This window comes from Limosilactobacillus pulli (assembly GCF_947381555.1).
Taxonomy (GTDB): domain Bacteria; phylum Bacillota; class Bacilli; order Lactobacillales; family Lactobacillaceae; genus Limosilactobacillus; species Limosilactobacillus pulli.
Genome location: NZ_CANCWQ010000014.1, coordinates 16,931 through 32,213 on the forward strand (window position 1 = coordinate 16,931; position 15,283 = coordinate 32,213).

At 47.3% G+C, this 15,283-nt stretch carries 16 protein-coding genes and 1 pseudogene; 5 read left to right on the top strand and 12 right to left on the bottom strand.

Annotated elements, in window-relative coordinates:
* Positions 1-141: 141 nt before the first annotated feature.
* The 3 genes and pseudogenes from QOS03_RS05620 to QOS03_RS05630 form a co-directional block, all read right to left on the bottom strand.
* Positions 142-1,127: pseudogene (locus tag QOS03_RS05620) on the bottom strand (LacI family DNA-binding transcriptional regulator).
* Between the two features lie 31 nt (positions 1,128-1,158).
* Positions 1,159-2,613, bottom strand: coding sequence for a UDP-glucose--hexose-1-phosphate uridylyltransferase (locus QOS03_RS05625; protein ID WP_283575656.1), 1,455 nt, complete (start codon positions 2,611-2,613; stop codon positions 1,159-1,161).
* 36 nt (positions 2,614-2,649) lie between these two features.
* Positions 2,650-3,819 carry a galactokinase gene (locus tag QOS03_RS05630; protein WP_283575657.1) on the bottom strand — a complete coding sequence of 390 codons (1,170 nt, stop codon included), beginning with the start codon at positions 3,817-3,819 and terminating at the stop codon, positions 2,650-2,652.
* 207 nt (positions 3,820-4,026) lie between these two features.
* Between QOS03_RS05630 and QOS03_RS05635 the strand changes: the two genes are divergently transcribed.
* Genes QOS03_RS05635 through QOS03_RS05645 form a run of 3 tightly spaced genes read left to right on the top strand, consistent with a single transcriptional unit; the run spans position 4,027 to position 6,076 of the window.
* A complete protein-coding gene (locus QOS03_RS05635) occupies positions 4,027-4,995 on the top strand; it encodes an SGNH/GDSL hydrolase family protein (protein ID WP_283575658.1) in 969 nt (322 codons plus the stop codon).
* 5 nt (positions 4,996-5,000) lie between these two features.
* The gene (locus tag QOS03_RS05640) at positions 5,001-5,792 is read left to right on the top strand and encodes a tyrosine-protein phosphatase (RefSeq protein WP_283575659.1); all 792 of its coding nucleotides are present in this window, start codon (positions 5,001-5,003) and stop codon (positions 5,790-5,792) included.
* Between the two features lie 59 nt (positions 5,793-5,851).
* Positions 5,852-6,076 (top strand): hypothetical protein, encoded by a 225-nt coding sequence (locus QOS03_RS05645; RefSeq protein ID WP_006500827.1) that lies wholly within the window; start codon positions 5,852-5,854, stop codon positions 6,074-6,076.
* 144 nt (positions 6,077-6,220) lie between these two features.
* Here QOS03_RS05645 and QOS03_RS05650 read toward each other — a convergent pair whose 3' ends face one another.
* Both QOS03_RS05650 and QOS03_RS05655 read right to left on the bottom strand, forming a co-directional pair.
* A complete protein-coding gene (locus QOS03_RS05650; RefSeq protein WP_272208814.1) occupies positions 6,221-6,547 on the bottom strand; it encodes a hypothetical protein in 327 nt (108 codons plus the stop codon).
* 17 nt (positions 6,548-6,564) lie between these two features.
* On the bottom strand, positions 6,565-7,644 hold the full coding sequence (locus QOS03_RS05655) for a hypothetical protein (RefSeq protein ID WP_283575660.1): 1,080 nt from the start codon (positions 7,642-7,644) through the stop codon (positions 6,565-6,567).
* Positions 7,645-7,749: 105 nt separating this feature from the next.
* Between QOS03_RS05655 and greA the strand changes: the two genes are divergently transcribed.
* Complete coding sequence (gene greA / locus QOS03_RS05660; RefSeq protein WP_283575661.1) at positions 7,750-8,259, top strand: transcription elongation factor GreA; 510 nt, start codon at positions 7,750-7,752, stop codon at positions 8,257-8,259.
* 331 nt (positions 8,260-8,590) lie between these two features.
* On the opposite strand, the gene QOS03_RS05665 is transcribed toward greA, so the two are convergent.
* The 6 genes from QOS03_RS05665 to QOS03_RS05690 all read right to left on the bottom strand — a co-directional run bounded on the left by QOS03_RS05665 (position 8,591) and on the right by QOS03_RS05690 (position 14,450).
* Complete coding sequence (locus tag QOS03_RS05665; protein WP_283575662.1) at positions 8,591-9,100, bottom strand: O-acetyl-ADP-ribose deacetylase; 510 nt, start codon at positions 9,098-9,100, stop codon at positions 8,591-8,593.
* Between the two features lie 9 nt (positions 9,101-9,109).
* Complete coding sequence (locus tag QOS03_RS05670) at positions 9,110-11,011, bottom strand: M13 family metallopeptidase (protein WP_283575663.1); 1,902 nt, start codon at positions 11,009-11,011, stop codon at positions 9,110-9,112.
* Between the two features lie 80 nt (positions 11,012-11,091).
* Positions 11,092-11,388: a hypothetical protein gene (locus QOS03_RS05675; protein WP_283575664.1), complete on the bottom strand. Its 297-nt coding sequence runs from the start codon at positions 11,386-11,388 to the stop codon at positions 11,092-11,094.
* A 1-nt stretch (position 11,389) separates the two neighbouring features.
* Entirely contained in the window at positions 11,390-12,652 is a 1,263-nt protein-coding gene (locus QOS03_RS05680; protein ID WP_283575665.1) for a vWA domain-containing protein, read from the bottom strand.
* Complete coding sequence (locus tag QOS03_RS05685; protein WP_283575666.1) at positions 12,653-13,813, bottom strand: ATP-binding protein; 1,161 nt, start codon at positions 13,811-13,813, stop codon at positions 12,653-12,655.
* A gap of 1 nt (position 13,814) precedes the next feature.
* Positions 13,815-14,450, bottom strand: coding sequence for a DNA-3-methyladenine glycosylase (locus QOS03_RS05690; RefSeq protein WP_283575667.1), 636 nt, complete (start codon positions 14,448-14,450; stop codon positions 13,815-13,817).
* Positions 14,451-14,514: 64 nt separating this feature from the next.
* Between QOS03_RS05690 and QOS03_RS05695 the strand changes: the two genes are divergently transcribed.
* A complete protein-coding gene (locus tag QOS03_RS05695; RefSeq protein ID WP_283575668.1) occupies positions 14,515-14,883 on the top strand; it encodes a DUF488 domain-containing protein in 369 nt (122 codons plus the stop codon).
* Between the two features lie 68 nt (positions 14,884-14,951).
* On the opposite strand, the gene QOS03_RS05700 is transcribed toward QOS03_RS05695, so the two are convergent.
* Complete coding sequence (locus QOS03_RS05700; protein ID WP_283575669.1) at positions 14,952-15,278, bottom strand: DUF7671 family protein; 327 nt, start codon at positions 15,276-15,278, stop codon at positions 14,952-14,954.
* Between the last annotated feature and the right edge of the window lie 5 nt (positions 15,279-15,283).

The following is a 15,283-nucleotide window of genomic DNA, read 5'->3' on the forward strand; positions in this document are numbered from 1 at the left end:
TCTATACTTTAACCAATTACTTACTTTTTGTAAATGGGTTTATTGCAAAATTTAAAATCTTTTAAAAAATAAAAACTCTCACCGGCTTAATGCCAAGCGAGAGTCTGCAATTATTTTTGTGTGTAACTTAGGATTTTTGGATCAATTTTCAGTACTCTGCCGTAAAATCAGCTTGGTACCGACTACTACCCGCTGCGGAGCCAGATCCGGATTCTGCAAGCGGCGTCCCAACAGCTCGATTCCCATTGCCGCCATTTGATCGGTTGGCACGTGAATCGAAGTCAGGGTTGGATAGGTATAATGAGTAATTGACGTATCATCAAAACTGATCAGCGCCATTTCTTTTGGTACGTCGATCTGCTTTTGTGTAAGGCACGCAAAGCACCAACGGCCATTGCATCATTGGCAATCAAAACGGCTTGGGGACGATCCTTGAGCTGCAAAAGGCGCTGCATCTGATCAAAACCGCTCTTTTCTGAGTAGTCGCCCATCATAAACCATTCTGAATGATAAAGGTCACGTATTTTTAAAGCCTTGGCAAACGTTTCACGCCGCGAATCACTGACCGGCTTTTGGTCGGTCGTTTTTTCCTGACCTGCAATCATGCCAATCTTAACATACTTTTCGACGAGAAAATCAGCTGCCTGCTTGATGCCGCCATCAAAATCCGGCAAGACCGAATCACAGCCATTAGCCAGCACATCATAGTCAATCACCACGATCGGCTTGTTGAAGCGCTGCAGCTGATCAATCTGTTTTTGACTGTACTTGCCGATTGCAACGATCCCGCTGACGTCATTTGGAATCTGCTCCAAGTGCGTATCAAAAACGGTAGCCGTTGTGTAGCCGACCTGCTGGGCCTCTTTTTCAACACCCAGTCGGATATTCATGTAGTAAAGGTCATCCAGCTCCCGAGCCGGTGAATACCACTGAATCACAGCAATTTTATGACCGGTGGCGGCACTACGGCGATGTTTTTTAGTATAGGACAGCTCTTCGGCAATCGTCAGAATCTTGCGCCGTGTTTCTTCACCAACCGACAGCTGTGGGTCATTGTTCAAAACCCGCGATACCGTCGCCAGTGAAACCCCCGCACGATCTGCAATGTCCTTTAGCGTTACTGCCATTCAAAACCATCCTTTCCTTGGTCAAAATTGGTTACAGTTGTTCAACGAACCGCTGCCAGCCAGCTTGACCCTGGGCATCGCGTTTGAAGACGCCGGCATCTGCCAAAACATCGCCAAAGACTTGAGCAACTTCTTGTTCCAAAATCTCTTCAACGTTGTCAGCATTAATGTCATCATGCCGTGCCTGAACTTCTTTAGCCCATGGCAGATGGCTGTCGGCAATCTTGTTTGGTTCATTGAGCCAGTACTTCTTGACTTCTTCCAATTCACTCTTCAAACGAGCTGGCAGGATGGCTCGGCCCATGACTTCGATCAGACCGATATTTTCCTTTTTGATGTGCCAGAGCTTTTCATGTGGGTGGAAGATGCCCAGTGGGTACTCTTTACTAGTATTATTGTCTCGCAAAACCAAGTCAAGAACAAATTCTTCACCATTGCGGTGCATGATCGGCGTTACGGTGTGGTGCCGCGTTTCGCCATCAAAGGCCTTCAATGAAAGTTCTGGATCGTCATAGTGATCCCAGACATCAATGATATACGTCCCCAGTTGAATCAAAGCTTGGTCGTTGGTACTGGTCAAACGCAGATCACTCATTGGCCAGTCAACGATGCCGGCTTTAACGTCCGGGTAGTCTTTAAAATTCAGTTCTTGTTTGATTGGGGCCTTCATCATTGGGAAGGTGTGTCGGCCACCTTGATAGTGCTCATGGGCCAGCATGGAACCGCCAACGATTGGCAGATCGGCGTTGCTACCGACAAAGTAGTGTGGCAGCTGTTTTTCGATTTCAATCAAATTGATCAAGGTCTGCTGGTTGATCTCCATTGGTTCATGCTTGGCATCCAAGAAAATGCAGTGTTCATGGAAGTAGGCATATGGCGAGTACTGGAAGCCCCATTGCTTGCCACCAATCGTCATCCGAATAATCCGGTGGTTGCTGCGGGCTGCATGTCCCAGACGTCCCAAGTATCCTTCATTTTCCATGCAGAGTGCACATTGCGGATACTTCTTTTGCGTATCATGAGCAGCGGCAGCGATCGCCTTAGGGTCTTTTTCTGGCTTGGAAAGGTTGATTGTAATCTCTAGTTCGTTACCATCATTGACCTTTTTGGTAAACTCAATATTTTTCTTGATTGCGGATACCTTTACGTAGTCATTGCTGGTACACAGATCGTAAAACCAGTCCGTCGCTTTTTCTGGTGTTTGTTCATGCTTTTGCCAGAACGTATCATTGACCCGCGATGGCGTTGGCGTCAGCAGATCATATAATTGATCGTTTAAGATCTCACGTGCTGTTTGACCGTCTTCAATCTTGCCACGCTTAACCGCCAATTCAACCAGTTGACTGGCCAGTGGCGTATCTGATTGGGCCTCGACATCTTCATCGCCAACCAGTGCCCGAATCTTGTTCATCACATAGATCTTGTCCATTGGCTGAAAAGCACCGTTGGCAATTACCTTTTCTGCAAATCCTTCAATGAGTTCCATGTTGCAAACCTCTTTCTCAAAAACTGAACCGCGATGCTAAATCTTGTGAGGACCATCAACGATCTCGGCGTCATAGAAGCTGGCGTCGTAGCCGATCGTTTCGCGGTAAACCTTGCCGACGTTTTCTTTGAAGGCAACGGATTGGTCCTTCTTTACGATGGCAATGGCACTGCCGGCAAAACCACCGCCGACCATCCGCGCACCCAGGCAGCCAGGCTGTTCCCAAGCCGTTTCAGCCAACGTGTCCAGTTCCTTGCCAGTTACTTCGTAATCAAAGTGCAGTGAAACGTGCGAAGCGTTGATCAAACGACCCAGCTTTTCAAGATCGCCCGCCTTCATAGCTTCGATTGCCCGCAGCGTCCGCTGGTTTTCAGCAACCGCATGACGTGCCCGACGGATCAAGACGTCATCGTTGATCAGGTAGGAGTACTCATCAAACGTATTTTCGTCCAGTTCACCGAGCTTCTTGATGTTCAGTTTCTTGTTCAAACGCTTAACGGCTTCTTCACATTGTTCAACGCGTTCGTTGTACTTGGAGCCAGCCAGAGAGTGCTTCTTGTTGGTACTCATGATGACGATTTCGTAGTCGCCCAGCTTCAATGGCAGGTACTGGTATTCCAAAGTGCTGCAGTCCAGGAAGATGGCATTGTCTTTTTTACCCATCCCAACAGCAAATTGGTCCATGATCCCTGAGTTTAAGCCAACAAAATCGTTTTCCGTCTTTTGACCCAACTTAACCAGTGAGATTTCGTCAATGTCCAGATCAAATTCATCTTTTAACAGATTACCCATCAAAAGCTCAATGGAAGCTGATGAAGAAAGACCGGCACCATATGGCAGGTTACCGTGGACCAGCAGGTTAAAACCGTGGTCGATCTTGTAGCCGGCTTGCTTTAAGTAGACCAGCATCCCCTTAAAGTAGTTCGTCCAGGTCTTACCGTCTTCGGTTTCCGGCTTTTCATCGTTGATGCTGAACTCTACGACTGAGCTGCCTTCCATGTTGGCTGAGTAGAGCTGAACCTTGTCGTCATCACGTGGACCGTAGACGCCAAACGTTCCCAGGCTGATAGCACATGGGAAGACGTGACCACCATTGTAGTCCGTGTGTTCACCGATCACGTTGATTCGACCTGGTGAGAAGAAAACGTCCTTAGCTTCACCCTTAAAAACATCTTGGTATTCTTTCAGTAATTCTTGCTTATCCATCTCTAGCTACCTCCATAAACGGTTAGTAAACTTTTACTAAATATTAGCTTACGCTTAACCCGTCGTTTTGTCAATAAGCGCTTACATTATTATTTTTAAGGCGTTTGTGGACTTTTTAACAATCCTTATTTAACAACCGTTTGTGCCGTTTTTCATGTTAAAATAAATTTTACTTAACAACCTTGCAAGCCATGGAAAGGACTCATCATGACAAAACTTCTCCCCGATCAGTTAAAAAAACAAACTCACCTGCTGGGACGCTGGACCATTCGTCAATTGAACGACAGATCTGTTCTCTATACCACCAACCTCGGCAGTTTGATTAAGTTCCACGTTCAAAACAGTCCTGAATTAAAAATCAACGTCTTGAACAACGGCAACCCGCAGCTGCCGTCACAATCCTGGGCCGTACGCGTTAATCGTGGTCCTTGGCAGCGCTGGTCAGTACAGGAGTCGTCATTTGAACTAAAACTGCCTAATCAGGCTGATATTGAGATCATGACCGCCGGCAACACCGATCTTGATGACGTTTGGCTTGGCAATCAAGGTCTGGCATTGGCTGAAATTGAGCTTGCCGATCACGCCACAATTACGCCAGCCAAGCCGCTAAAACGCATCGCAATTATTGGCGACTCAATTACAGCCGGCTGCTGGGTCAATGGACGCCGCCCTAGTACCGACTATCGTCCCGAAAGCTGCTACGTTGGTCTAATCAGCGATGAGTTGAATCTCGACGTTGATCGAATTGCTTATTCGGCAGGCGGCGTCTTAAGATCTGCCGTTGGCAACGTACCACCTGCCGCACAGTTTTTTGCTCACATCGATGCCAAGACGACCTGGCAGCCCGATGTTATGCCCGAGCTGGTCTTGATCAATCTAGGCGTTAATGATCGACGCTTTTCTAATGTGCGGTTTCAGGCCGCCTATCGTGATTTTGTCAAACAGGTTCAACATGCCTATCCTGGCGTGCCGATCGCGCTGATGGTCCCATTTGCCCAGACCTATGCCGATATTATTGAAGAAACCGCACTTGAATGTCATACTATGTTCATTCCTACCAAAAATTGGTGCCAGTCGTTTACTGATGGCCTGCATCCCGATCAAAAAGGATCCATGCAGATTGCCCAGCATCTGGTACCCGTTTTGGCTGAGCTTTTAAATCAAATCAAGGGGTGATTTTTATGTCAACGCCAACCCGTCAGCTGCCAATCAATGGCGGCTACAACTATCGCGATCTCGGCGGTTATCAGACTATCGACGGTCATACCGTCAAATGGCGTCGTCTACTGCGTTCTGGCAGTCTGCGTCACTTAACCAGCCAAGACCTGCAGTATTTATCTGATCTGAAAGTAGCCAAAGACATTGACCTGCGCTCACCACGAGAAACCAAAAAAGAGCCTGACCAAGTTCCAGACGTTGCCGAATATATCGCTAACCCTATTTTTTCAACTGACGAAACCAGAGCTTCACAGCCAATCTCATCTTTTAGCGATGAATTGAATGCTGATCCGACACGTGGCCGCCAGCACATGCGCACTGTCTATCATGAAATGGTCGCTGAACCTGGTCCACAACAGGCCTACCGCGAATTTTTCCAACAGCTGCTAAGCGCACCGGCTGATCGCCCCGTCCTGTTTCACTGTACTGCCGGCAAGGATCGGACCGGTATTGGCGCCTATCTGCTGTTAAATGCCTTAGAAGTGCAGCCTGATGTCATCATCAAAGACTACCTGCTGACCAATGAGCTCGTTAAAGACGTTCAGCAAGACATCAAGCAGAAACTGACTGCTGCTCATTTTTCGTCAAACTATATTCAAAATTCGCTTGATATGGCCAGCGTTAAGCAGGAATACTTGCAGACGGCCCAGGATGCCATTCAAAAAATCAGTGGCAGCGTTGAACTGTATCTTAAAGAAGTCATGCAGCTTTCTGACTCTGATCTGCAGGTATTGCGTCATAAGTACCGCGACTAATGGTATAATAAACCAAAAGCAAGCGTTTTCTGGAATCTAACGCTGATGGAGGTGTCAATATGGAGACAAGAATCTTCTTTAATCCCGGCGACTCGATTGCCAATATTCATGACTACAATGAAGCCGTACGCAAGGGACAGATTTTTAAAAAAGAGCGCAAAATCGATGACCTGGTAATCGCCAAAGGTCCTGATGATGAAGAATATGCCATCTTTTATGCCAAGGACGCCTTACCAGCTGACCACGCCAAAGCTCAGCCCTATGACGTCAAAGAACATCTCTAGACAAATAAAAACGCCGAGTCAGCAAGCTGATTCGACGTTTTTTATTGCATAAGCAATCAAGATTAATAATGAGCGATCCAACTGCTTAGCAAGATTCCTCGTCATTAGTTAAGGTCATGTCAAGATATTGTTGACTGCTGCAGCTTAGCGGCCACCAACGATCTGAGCTGCCTGCTGTTCCAAACGCAGTACCAATTCATCAGCATCGGTCTTGAAGTCTTCAATAAAGCTGTCACGAATTGGCGCAGCCATCCCAATCTTTTCACCCATGATGTCGGTTACCACTAGATTTTCGCCTGCCCAGGCAACATCGTCATAATGACCCTCTAAGGCCTCATCCATAAACTCCTGCAAGGTATCGCGCACGGCATCCTTAATGACGTCATCCATTTCCAGATGCTGACCATGAACCTGGTACTGCGCAATCTTCATTGCAACTTCTTCCATGTTTTCTGGAATCTGAATACTCATAAAAAATCCCCCTTGGCTTAATGCTTGCGACGACTCTTTTGACGCCGATTTCGAAATGAAATGCCGACTGGTGGGTGTTTTTTGCTTTTTGCGTTCTTAACGGTTGAGGCTTGCGGTGCCATTTTCTTTTCAGCCACCCGCTTGGCCATCTCATTGTTTTGTTCACGCGCATCGTAATCACGCCATGGATGCATGATCGTCCCTACAAAGCTGGTCAAAAGCGTTCGGTGCGTAGCCATCCACCTCTGGGCATTTTCATAATTGCTGGTGTCAACGCCTTCTGCCTGGGCTAAAGACATTACCAGCTGCGTCAAACGATCCTTACGATTCAGCGAGGCCAGGGCTTCTTGGGCCGGCTGCATATGCAAAAGCGTTCGCTTAGCCAATTGATACTGATTATCGTCAAGATCGTTTTGCTGATGCAGATAGGCAAAAAAGGCATCAAACAAGGCTACGATTCTAACGATTTGATATGGTTTGATATGTGGATCAAGCGGCATCGTCATTCCCAAGACCTGCTGCAAAGCATCAAAGGTCCATGTATCAGGCCATTGATGTGCTTCTTGATTCATCAAGGTCAAAAACTCATCAATCAGATACTGCTTATCGGTCTCATCCAATCCCTCAACATTTTTAAGCAGATTCGACTCAGGCGCCACAGCAACCATTGTTTTTTGCCAGGCAAGATAGCTTTCTGGCGTCCATTTCCGTGGCGTCTTTGCTGCTGGTTTGGTATCCGACTTATCAGCAGCTGCTTTCCAATTGGCCTGCATAGTCTTGCGATGCTCGTCCATGGTCTGCACTAGTTCTTTTTCTTGATCAGTTTTTAAAAACTTCTGGTAGGCTTTTAAAACCGGGATTGTCGAAATCACCTGACGATATGATGCCTGACCATCCTGGTACAGTTCATGATCCAAAACAGCTGCCAGCGCTGCACTCGTCCAATGGCAGTCGTCGAGCTGGTGACGATCTGCCATCAGTTGATTAACCTGCTGCAAAATACTTTGTGCATGCTCCTGTTGATTTTTTGACAACCGATCAAACGCCGCGTCGACTAAGAATGCTTGTACGTGGGCCTGATTCTGTTGATAATCCATCAAAAATTTCACTCCTGTTGCTTCAACTTGAATTTCATTAACTATCATAACATAATTACTTAGTACACACGTTCGCTTACAGCTTATAAAATTGGAGGAAATCAAATGCCATCCAAAAAAATCAAGGTACCAGACTTCTACTATCAAGAAATGACAGCTGCTGGCTACCGCCAAATTGAAGATCAAATTGAAACCCTTAAAAAGCAGCGCCCCGAAAAAATTACTCGTCTCAAGGCCGCTCGGGCACTGGGCGATCTTTCTGAAAATACTGAGTACAGTACTGCTAAACGGGAGCTGCGGCACCTAGAAAGCCGACTGCGCTATCTAAACAAGCAGCTGACTTATGCTAAGGTCATCACTCCTAAAGATACGGGCAAAGTCGGCATGGGATCCACGGTTGAGCTGCAGTATGACGATGATGATGAGACCGAGACCTATACGCTGGTTGGCCGCCAGGAAGCCGATATCTTAAAAGGTAAGCTGGCTTTTGACTCACCACTTGGCAAGGCAATTACTGGTCTGGGTGTCGATGATTTTGCAATGGTTGCGGCACCTCAAGGAGAATACCGGGTTAAGATTGTTTCCGTTAAAGTTAACCCCGATGAAGTCAATTAAGTCAAATCCGTATCAGTAGGAATGCCATAAAATTTCTTTGGCTGGCTTAAGGCTTGATTGAGCGGTTTAATCTGAAATAGTCAGTTGATCAATCGGAGACTTGCAGCTTGCGAACTGATTTTGATCTCGTTATACTAAATGACGTTGCAGGTTAGTGGCACAAGATATTGTGGGTTATCCACAGACATCCCCACTTATCCACAATATCTTGTGGATAAGTGGGAAACTGAATCTGAATCGTCCGCTCAGGTTCAGTCACTTTAACCTACACCATACTGATTTCTACTCTGTTTCAAAAAGACCCCTGGCTTGTCCAACCAGGGGTCTTCTTTCATATTGACAGAGCTTTTTGGTAAGCTGCTTTGGTTGCAGGATCAAAAGCCACCATGATGACTTGCTGAACCCAGTGACTGTTGGCCAAAAACTCACGAATCGTTTTAATCGCGATGGCTGCCGCCTGCTCAACGGGAAACGCATAGACACCCGTACTGATCGATGGAAAAGCAACCGTTCGACAGTGATAGTGCTCCGCCAGCTGCAGACTATTACGGTATGAGCTGCTTAATAGCTCTGCCTCACCATGCCCGCCACCATGCCAAATCGGACCAGGCGTATGGATGATGTATTTAGCCGGCAGCTGAAAGCCTGGCGTGATCCGCGCCTCACCAGTCGGACAGCCATGAAACTGGTCACAGGCTGCATAAAGTGCCGGACCAGCAGCACGATGAATGGCTCCATCAACACCACCACCGCCCATCAGCGTTGTATTGGCGGCATTGACGATGGCATCAACTTGATACGTGGTAATATCGCCTTGCTCAACTTGAATTGATTTGGCCATGCATCTCACCTACCAGATGTTGACGCGTTTTTCGGGTGCCAGATACATACCATCGCCCGCCTGGACGTTAAATGCCTGGTAGAACTCGTCTTGATTTTGCGCCTGCACGTTGGCCCGCAGCTTGTTTGGTGAATGCACGTCAATTGAAAGCAGCAGCTGCATGTACTGATCGGTTGCCTTCATCCGCCAGATCCGAGCCCAGTTGATGAAAAACTGCCGTGCATCAAAGTCAGCTTCTTCTTTAGCAGCGGCTAAAGCACAGCTCAAGCCGCCCGCGTCAGCAATATTTTCTGAAACGGTTAGCTTGCCGTTTACCTTTTGCCCAGCAAATGGCAAGCCATCAAACTCAGCAATCATCTTTTGAGCCAATTGCTTAAAATGATCCAGATCTGCCTTGGTCCACCAATTATTAAGATTGCCGTACTCATCAAACAGCGCCCCGTTGTTGTCAAAGGCATGCGAGATTTCATGAGCAATTACCGCACCGATCCCACCATAATTTTCACTGCTGGTCTGTTTAAGGCTGTAGAATGGTGCCTGCAAAATTGCCGCAGGAAACACGATGATGTTTTTAAATGGGTGATAGTAGGCATTGACCGTAGCCGCGCTCATTTCCCAGCGCAGACGATCAACCGGCTGATTCCAGCGACCAAACATCTCTTTGGTTGCTGTCTTGCCCAATTGAATCATGTTTTCCAACAGCGTAGCGTGAGCATCAACTTTTAATTGATCATAAAGCGCTGGAATCTGGTCGGGATAACCAACTTGAATTCCCAGCTTGTCTAATTTAAGGACTGCTTTGGTCCGGGTTTTTTCACTCAGCCAGTCGTTCTTGGCCAACCGCTGCTGATAGATCTTGACCATCTGCTCAACCATATGGTGTACGTCAGCCTTGGCTTGCGGCCCAAAATAAGTTTTACCGTAATAGTCGCCAACGACCTGATCAAACGTGCCACGTGCCAGACGATAGGCAAACTTGCGCTGATCAGCTGGCTGCTTGGCGCCAGAAAGCGCCCGACTATAGCGGCCATTGATTTCACGCAGCTCATCAGTCAAAAAGCCAGCCATTGAACTGATTGCATTAATCAACAGCCAGCTCTTGAACCATTCAAAATGGCCAGCCAAAATCTGATCCAGTGCTTCCAGATACTTAGGCTCCGTTACGATAACCTTGTCTGGTTCGGCCCCCACCAATTCCTCAACCACGGCGGCCAGATCCAACTGACTGGTATGACCTGCAAATTCTGCCAGCGACTGTGGATTATACATCTTACTGTAGTCAGCCGATTCTTCTGCACTCTTGACATGTGGAACCAGTAAGGCATCAAATCGCTTGGTTTCTTCAATCAGTTTTTGAGCTGCTTTTTCTTCATAGCCCAGCTTATCCAAAAGCGTCGTCATCATTGATGTCCAAAGCTGCATCAATTGTGGGCCCTGAGGATTTTTCGGATCATAATAATTCTTTTCCGGCAGGATCAAACTTGGTGCTCCGGCAAACAAGGCATAGACGCGTGCATTCTTCATGTCGGCATCAATATCAAATACCACTGGTGAAGCTATTCCATTAAGCAGCAGCTCGGCCCAGTGTTCTTGATAGTCGGCATAGCTTTGCAGACTTTCAAGCGGCTGCAGGGCCTTTTTTAATGGGGCCGTGCCTTCTTGCTCACGACGCTTAAAATCCTTAGTTAATCCATACAGCTTGATCATCTCATTAAAGCGGGGATCCTGACTGCTCTTTTGTTTGGATAAAAAAGCATCAAAATCATCCATCAGCGTTTTATCAATATCATCAACCAGACTGTTAAAGCCACCGGTTGCTGGTCGATCAGCCGGTATCTGGGCTGTTTGTAGCCATTCGCCGTTGACGGCCTCATAAAGGTCTTCTTTGGCCTTTGCCATATCAATCGTCATCTAATCACTCCATCCATATTCTTAATGCAGACATCATAACAATTTTTTGGTTCCACGTGAAACAAAATTATCAGCTGATTTTATTCAAATGGTGCCAGCAGCGTATTGCGGGCCGCTGGTGAGAACCATTCTGCATGCAGGGCCAAAAGATCCTTAACCTGGCCATAGTCATCCAGCTGCCAGCTTCCCTTGATCATCCCTGCTTTTTGCAGAGCACGCGCCATTTCGATATCAGCTACCTGCAGCATTTCGCGAAACAGGCCGCCCTCATTTGGATCCCAGTCATCATGGAGCAATGCCGCGGCATGCTGAAACGTCTGATCATGTTTCATAGCTGCCAGCATATAGCTTGGCGGCAGCAATGAATATTCGTTCATTTTAATTTCCCCCAATCTTAACGGAACGCATCTGTGGACTCTTGACCGACAACTCGCTTTCCGTACTCAACAGCCATAAAACATTACGATAGCCATGAACATTGAGCTCGCTTTCACCCCAGCCATCGGTCAAAATTACGATCGTTGCCTGTTGACGATCGATATGATTTTGCTGCAGCCAGTCAAAGATTGCTTGAAAGCAAGTTCCACCGCCACCGGTTCGGCAATAAGATACGCTTTTGCCGGGTAAAAGACGCGTAACGCCCTCATCATGCACCTTGGCATCAAAAGGTACGATTTCTACCTGTAAGTTCAATTGAGCTGCCAAATACTGCAGCTGCGTCAAAACGTTGGCTACCTCTTGATCGCTCATTGATCCGGAATTATCAACAAATGCATAGATATCAACATTTAAACGATCAATCTGACCTGGCAGTTCCATTCTGAGCGGTTGCCGTCGATTAAAACGGGCTCTGGTATCCTGCTTACCGCTTGGAATTTTGCCCAACAGCCGAATCAAAAGCTGCCGCCAGTTCAATGGCTCCGGATGCGTCAAGCGCTCCAATTCGGCCTGAATCTCGCCTGGCAGCAGGCCACGGTTCTTTTGGCTGAGACTTTCCCAGGCCTTAGTAAGCAATGACTTCAAGCGTGCTTTTTGCAGATCGGGATTATCAACCGACTGATCCGTCTGCCATCCTTGATGACTGGCCGCGGCTTTTTGAGCCTTGCCAGCCTTTTTTTCATTACGCTGATGCTCATTTTCATCATCATCTTCAAGCTTGCCCCAGGCTTTTTCAATTCGCCCTTTTTCAGCTGGTGTCAAATGCGTCAAGACGCGTAAATAATACCTGGAGTCTCGATGTGCTGCCAGAGGTCGCTGCAGCAGCTTTTCCAAATCGGCCAAAGTCATGGTTCCTTGTGGCGGCGTCTTCAGATACTGATTAACGGCAATATCTGTTGCCAGCGCTACTTTTCTTGGATGCGTACTGCTAACGTAGCGCAATGGATGCTGCCAGATGGCATGGAGCACCTCATGCTGCAATCTGACATTTAATTGATCCGTAGACAGTTCACTGAGCTGTTGATCGTTATATTCCAAGACCAACTGATTGTCCTGCCAAGCCAGACCAACTGGCGCATCCAGATCCTGATTCTTAGTGCGGGGCATCTCCAACAGCACCTCACCACTCAAGCGCTGCGTTGTCAGCAGATGAACAACGGCCTTGGTCAGTCGTTGCTTAGCGGCTTCATTTAAATCAGTCATTTAATCACCAGCTTCAACGGTAATTTTCTCCAACAGACGATACAGCTGTTCAGCATCGCCGCCTGGGTTTTCATTAGCTGCCTGATAAAGTTCCTTAATCTGATCAACTGCTGCCTCTTGCTCACCGAGTTCTTGAACCACGGCAAAGCGACCGTCCGGACTGAGCGCGTACAGACAGTTCTTAAATTGAGCCGGATATTGAGTGATTGGATACTTGGTCAGTTCTTTGGTCCACTGTCTGACCGCCGTCAAACGATCGACTTCAGCAACAAACTGCAGCTGCGTTGAATGATCGATCAAATCGGCGACTGAAAGTTGCTGACCTTTTTGAGCAACAAATTTAGCAAAAGCTGCACCAACCTCGGACCCCAGATCACCACTAAACAGATCCGCCGCCAACGTCTCCTGAACGTTCTCAGCCAACTGCTCCAGTTGTTTTAGGTTGCCAGAAACCCGTGCCCAGGATCGCGGTGTTGGATAAAGGTCTTTTTCATGATCAGCTGGTGCCAAAAGATTTGGGTGCAGGCGAATATACTTAGCCACCAGTTCATGAATCCGAGGCTGACCATCTGGTTGAATCTGCCGGGCCCATTTAAGCCAGTCATCAACAGCCGCCTTCATGACTAATCGCACGGTTCGGTCACGAATGGCGGCATCTCCAGTCGTAACGCCATAATCGCTGTCAGCAAAGTTTTCCATCGTACTGTCGGGATTTTCGGCAATGACGATATGAACCTGATCTGGCAGCTTCAGCGAGTTGACCTGCCGCTGCAATACTAAATTCATTAGTTCGCTTTGAACTGCTTGCGTACCACGATTGAACTCATCTAAAAACCAGATGATTGGCTGATCTGGATGAGCCTCGGTCTGCTTGACGATTGCTACCAGCGTCTCTGAATAACCAAACTGAACATTGGCCAGCGTACCGTAATGCTGCGTAGCTACAAACGATCGATTGGTCAACGGTGGCACTGGAATCGCCAAATCTCCTTTTTCTGATAGGCTGACGACCGTAGTATAAAGCTTGGCATTCATTTCATCAGCAATCTCTTCAACCAGTGCTGACTTGCCAATCCCCGCTTCACCGACAATGCTGGGAACATTGCCAGCCTTGATTACCAATGGAACGGCAATTTTCATTTGTTGATAGCTAAGTGACATTTCAATTCCTCCAACCATGCGTTAAATCATCTGCATCACGTCGCTTCATCTTGGAAACGTATGGATTACCGGCCACGATAAAGCGATAGGGCTTTAGGGCATCCTTACCCTTGGCATTGACGCCGATCCGTGGGCCAGCTTCGATTTTTTGAGGTACATGACGCTCTGCTTTTAAGTCAACCTTTAGCTTAGCTCTTTCCATTGGCTGACCATCCATTGAGCGCGACTGGATACCCAGTGCCTGCATTAGTTTACCTGGTCCATTGGTCAGATTAAAACCATCCTGGCCACGATTCTTGATCATCTGCTCCACGCCAACTGCCGGCTCGATTGCCCGAATCAAAACTCCTTGTGGTTCTTCTTGATTCTGTACCACGATATCGATGCAGTAATGAGAGCGAATCTGATAAATATAAAGATCCCCTGGCATGCCATACAGCGATTCGGAATAATCAGTTCGACGACCGCCAAAAGCATGCGAGGCTGAGTCCTGTTCACCTACATAAGCTTCGGTTTCAACGATCCAGCCGCCAACATCGCCTTGGAGGCCATGAAAGATCAGCAGTCGTCCTAAGAGATCTTTAGCTATTTGTGGCGTTGGGCGTCCCGTAAAAAACTTTTGATATTCTGAAAGCATGCGACACCATCCCTAAAAAGTGTTTTAATTGACGTAGAATCCATCTTACTTGAGGTGAACGATATTGAATGAACTAAAGCTTGAACGCATTTATGATAAGCCAGCTGATCTGGACGGCTGGCGCATCCTGATCGATCGGCGCTGGCCCCGCGGCATCTCCAAAGCAAACGCTCATTTAAACAACTGGGCCAAAGATTCAGCCCCCAGTGAAGGGCTGCGTAAATGGTTTGGCCATGATCCCGAAAAGTTCGGTGAGTTTAAAGAACGCTATTTAAAAGAGCTGGCTGACAACCCCGCCTTTTTGAAGCTGATGGAAGACGTCAAAGCTCATCTACAGTCTGACAATGTGATTCTGCTTTACGGCGCCAAAGACCGCGAGCATAATCAAGGCGTTGTTTTAACCGAACTGATCAAGCAGATGCTAAATCTATAACCATTTTAACGCGGTTGATTCAATTTGTTCAAAAAGGCGCAATCGTTGTCCTAACGACTGCGCCTTTTTTATGACTGCTGATCCAAAATCTGCAGTCCTTTATTAATGGTTGTCTCATCAGCATCGACAGAAAGAAATCTCCCCAACGGTACTTCACTGTGACGATCCTTGAATGCCATCGGCTCGCTTTTGACAATCATAACCATTAACCCATTTTCCGTCATCATCAGTTGACCGACATGCCGAAATTTTCCCTTGGTATGTTTTCCCGTTCGCCAGGTATGCAGTCTGATCTGACCACTAGCATCATAGTGCAGCTGATAGCCGCCATTGCCATTATCTTTAACGGGCAGCCCAGTGTAGCGGCTGACGGGATACTGATCCTTTTTGCTCATTGCAG

Bases quoted from the DNA above. Each gene is read 5' to 3' on its own strand.
- QOS03_RS05700 (WP_283575669.1), bottom strand. From the start codon at position 15,278: ATGAGCAAAAAGGATCAGTATCCCGTCAGCCGCTACACTGGGCTGCCC.
- QOS03_RS05665 (WP_283575662.1), bottom strand. From the start codon at position 9,100: ATGGCCAAATCAATTCAAGTTGAGCAAGGCGATATTACCACGTATCAA.
- QOS03_RS05630 (WP_283575657.1), bottom strand. From the start codon at position 3,819: ATGGATAAGCAAGAATTACTGAAAGAATACCAAGATGTTTTTAAGGGT.
- QOS03_RS05670 (WP_283575663.1), bottom strand. From the start codon at position 11,011: ATGACGATTGATATGGCAAAGGCCAAAGAAGACCTTTATGAGGCCGTC.
- greA (WP_283575661.1), top strand. From the start codon at position 7,750: ATGCCATCCAAAAAAATCAAGGTACCAGACTTCTACTATCAAGAAATG.
- QOS03_RS05650 (WP_272208814.1), bottom strand. From the start codon at position 6,547: ATGAGTATTCAGATTCCAGAAAACATGGAAGAAGTTGCAATGAAGATT.
- QOS03_RS05645 (WP_006500827.1), top strand. From the start codon at position 5,852: ATGGAGACAAGAATCTTCTTTAATCCCGGCGACTCGATTGCCAATATT.
- QOS03_RS05690 (WP_283575667.1), bottom strand. From the start codon at position 14,450: ATGCTTTCAGAATATCAAAAGTTTTTTACGGGACGCCCAACGCCACAA.
- QOS03_RS05635 (WP_283575658.1), top strand. From the start codon at position 4,027: ATGACAAAACTTCTCCCCGATCAGTTAAAAAAACAAACTCACCTGCTG.
- QOS03_RS05640 (WP_283575659.1), top strand. From the start codon at position 5,001: ATGTCAACGCCAACCCGTCAGCTGCCAATCAATGGCGGCTACAACTAT.
- QOS03_RS05625 (WP_283575656.1), bottom strand. From the start codon at position 2,613: ATGGAACTCATTGAAGGATTTGCAGAAAAGGTAATTGCCAACGGTGCT.
- QOS03_RS05685 (WP_283575666.1), bottom strand. From the start codon at position 13,813: ATGTCACTTAGCTATCAACAAATGAAAATTGCCGTTCCATTGGTAATC.
- QOS03_RS05680 (WP_283575665.1), bottom strand. From the start codon at position 12,652: ATGACTGATTTAAATGAAGCCGCTAAGCAACGACTGACCAAGGCCGTT.
- QOS03_RS05655 (WP_283575660.1), bottom strand. From the start codon at position 7,644: ATGGATTATCAACAGAATCAGGCCCACGTACAAGCATTCTTAGTCGAC.
- QOS03_RS05675 (WP_283575664.1), bottom strand. From the start codon at position 11,388: ATGAACGAATATTCATTGCTGCCGCCAAGCTATATGCTGGCAGCTATG.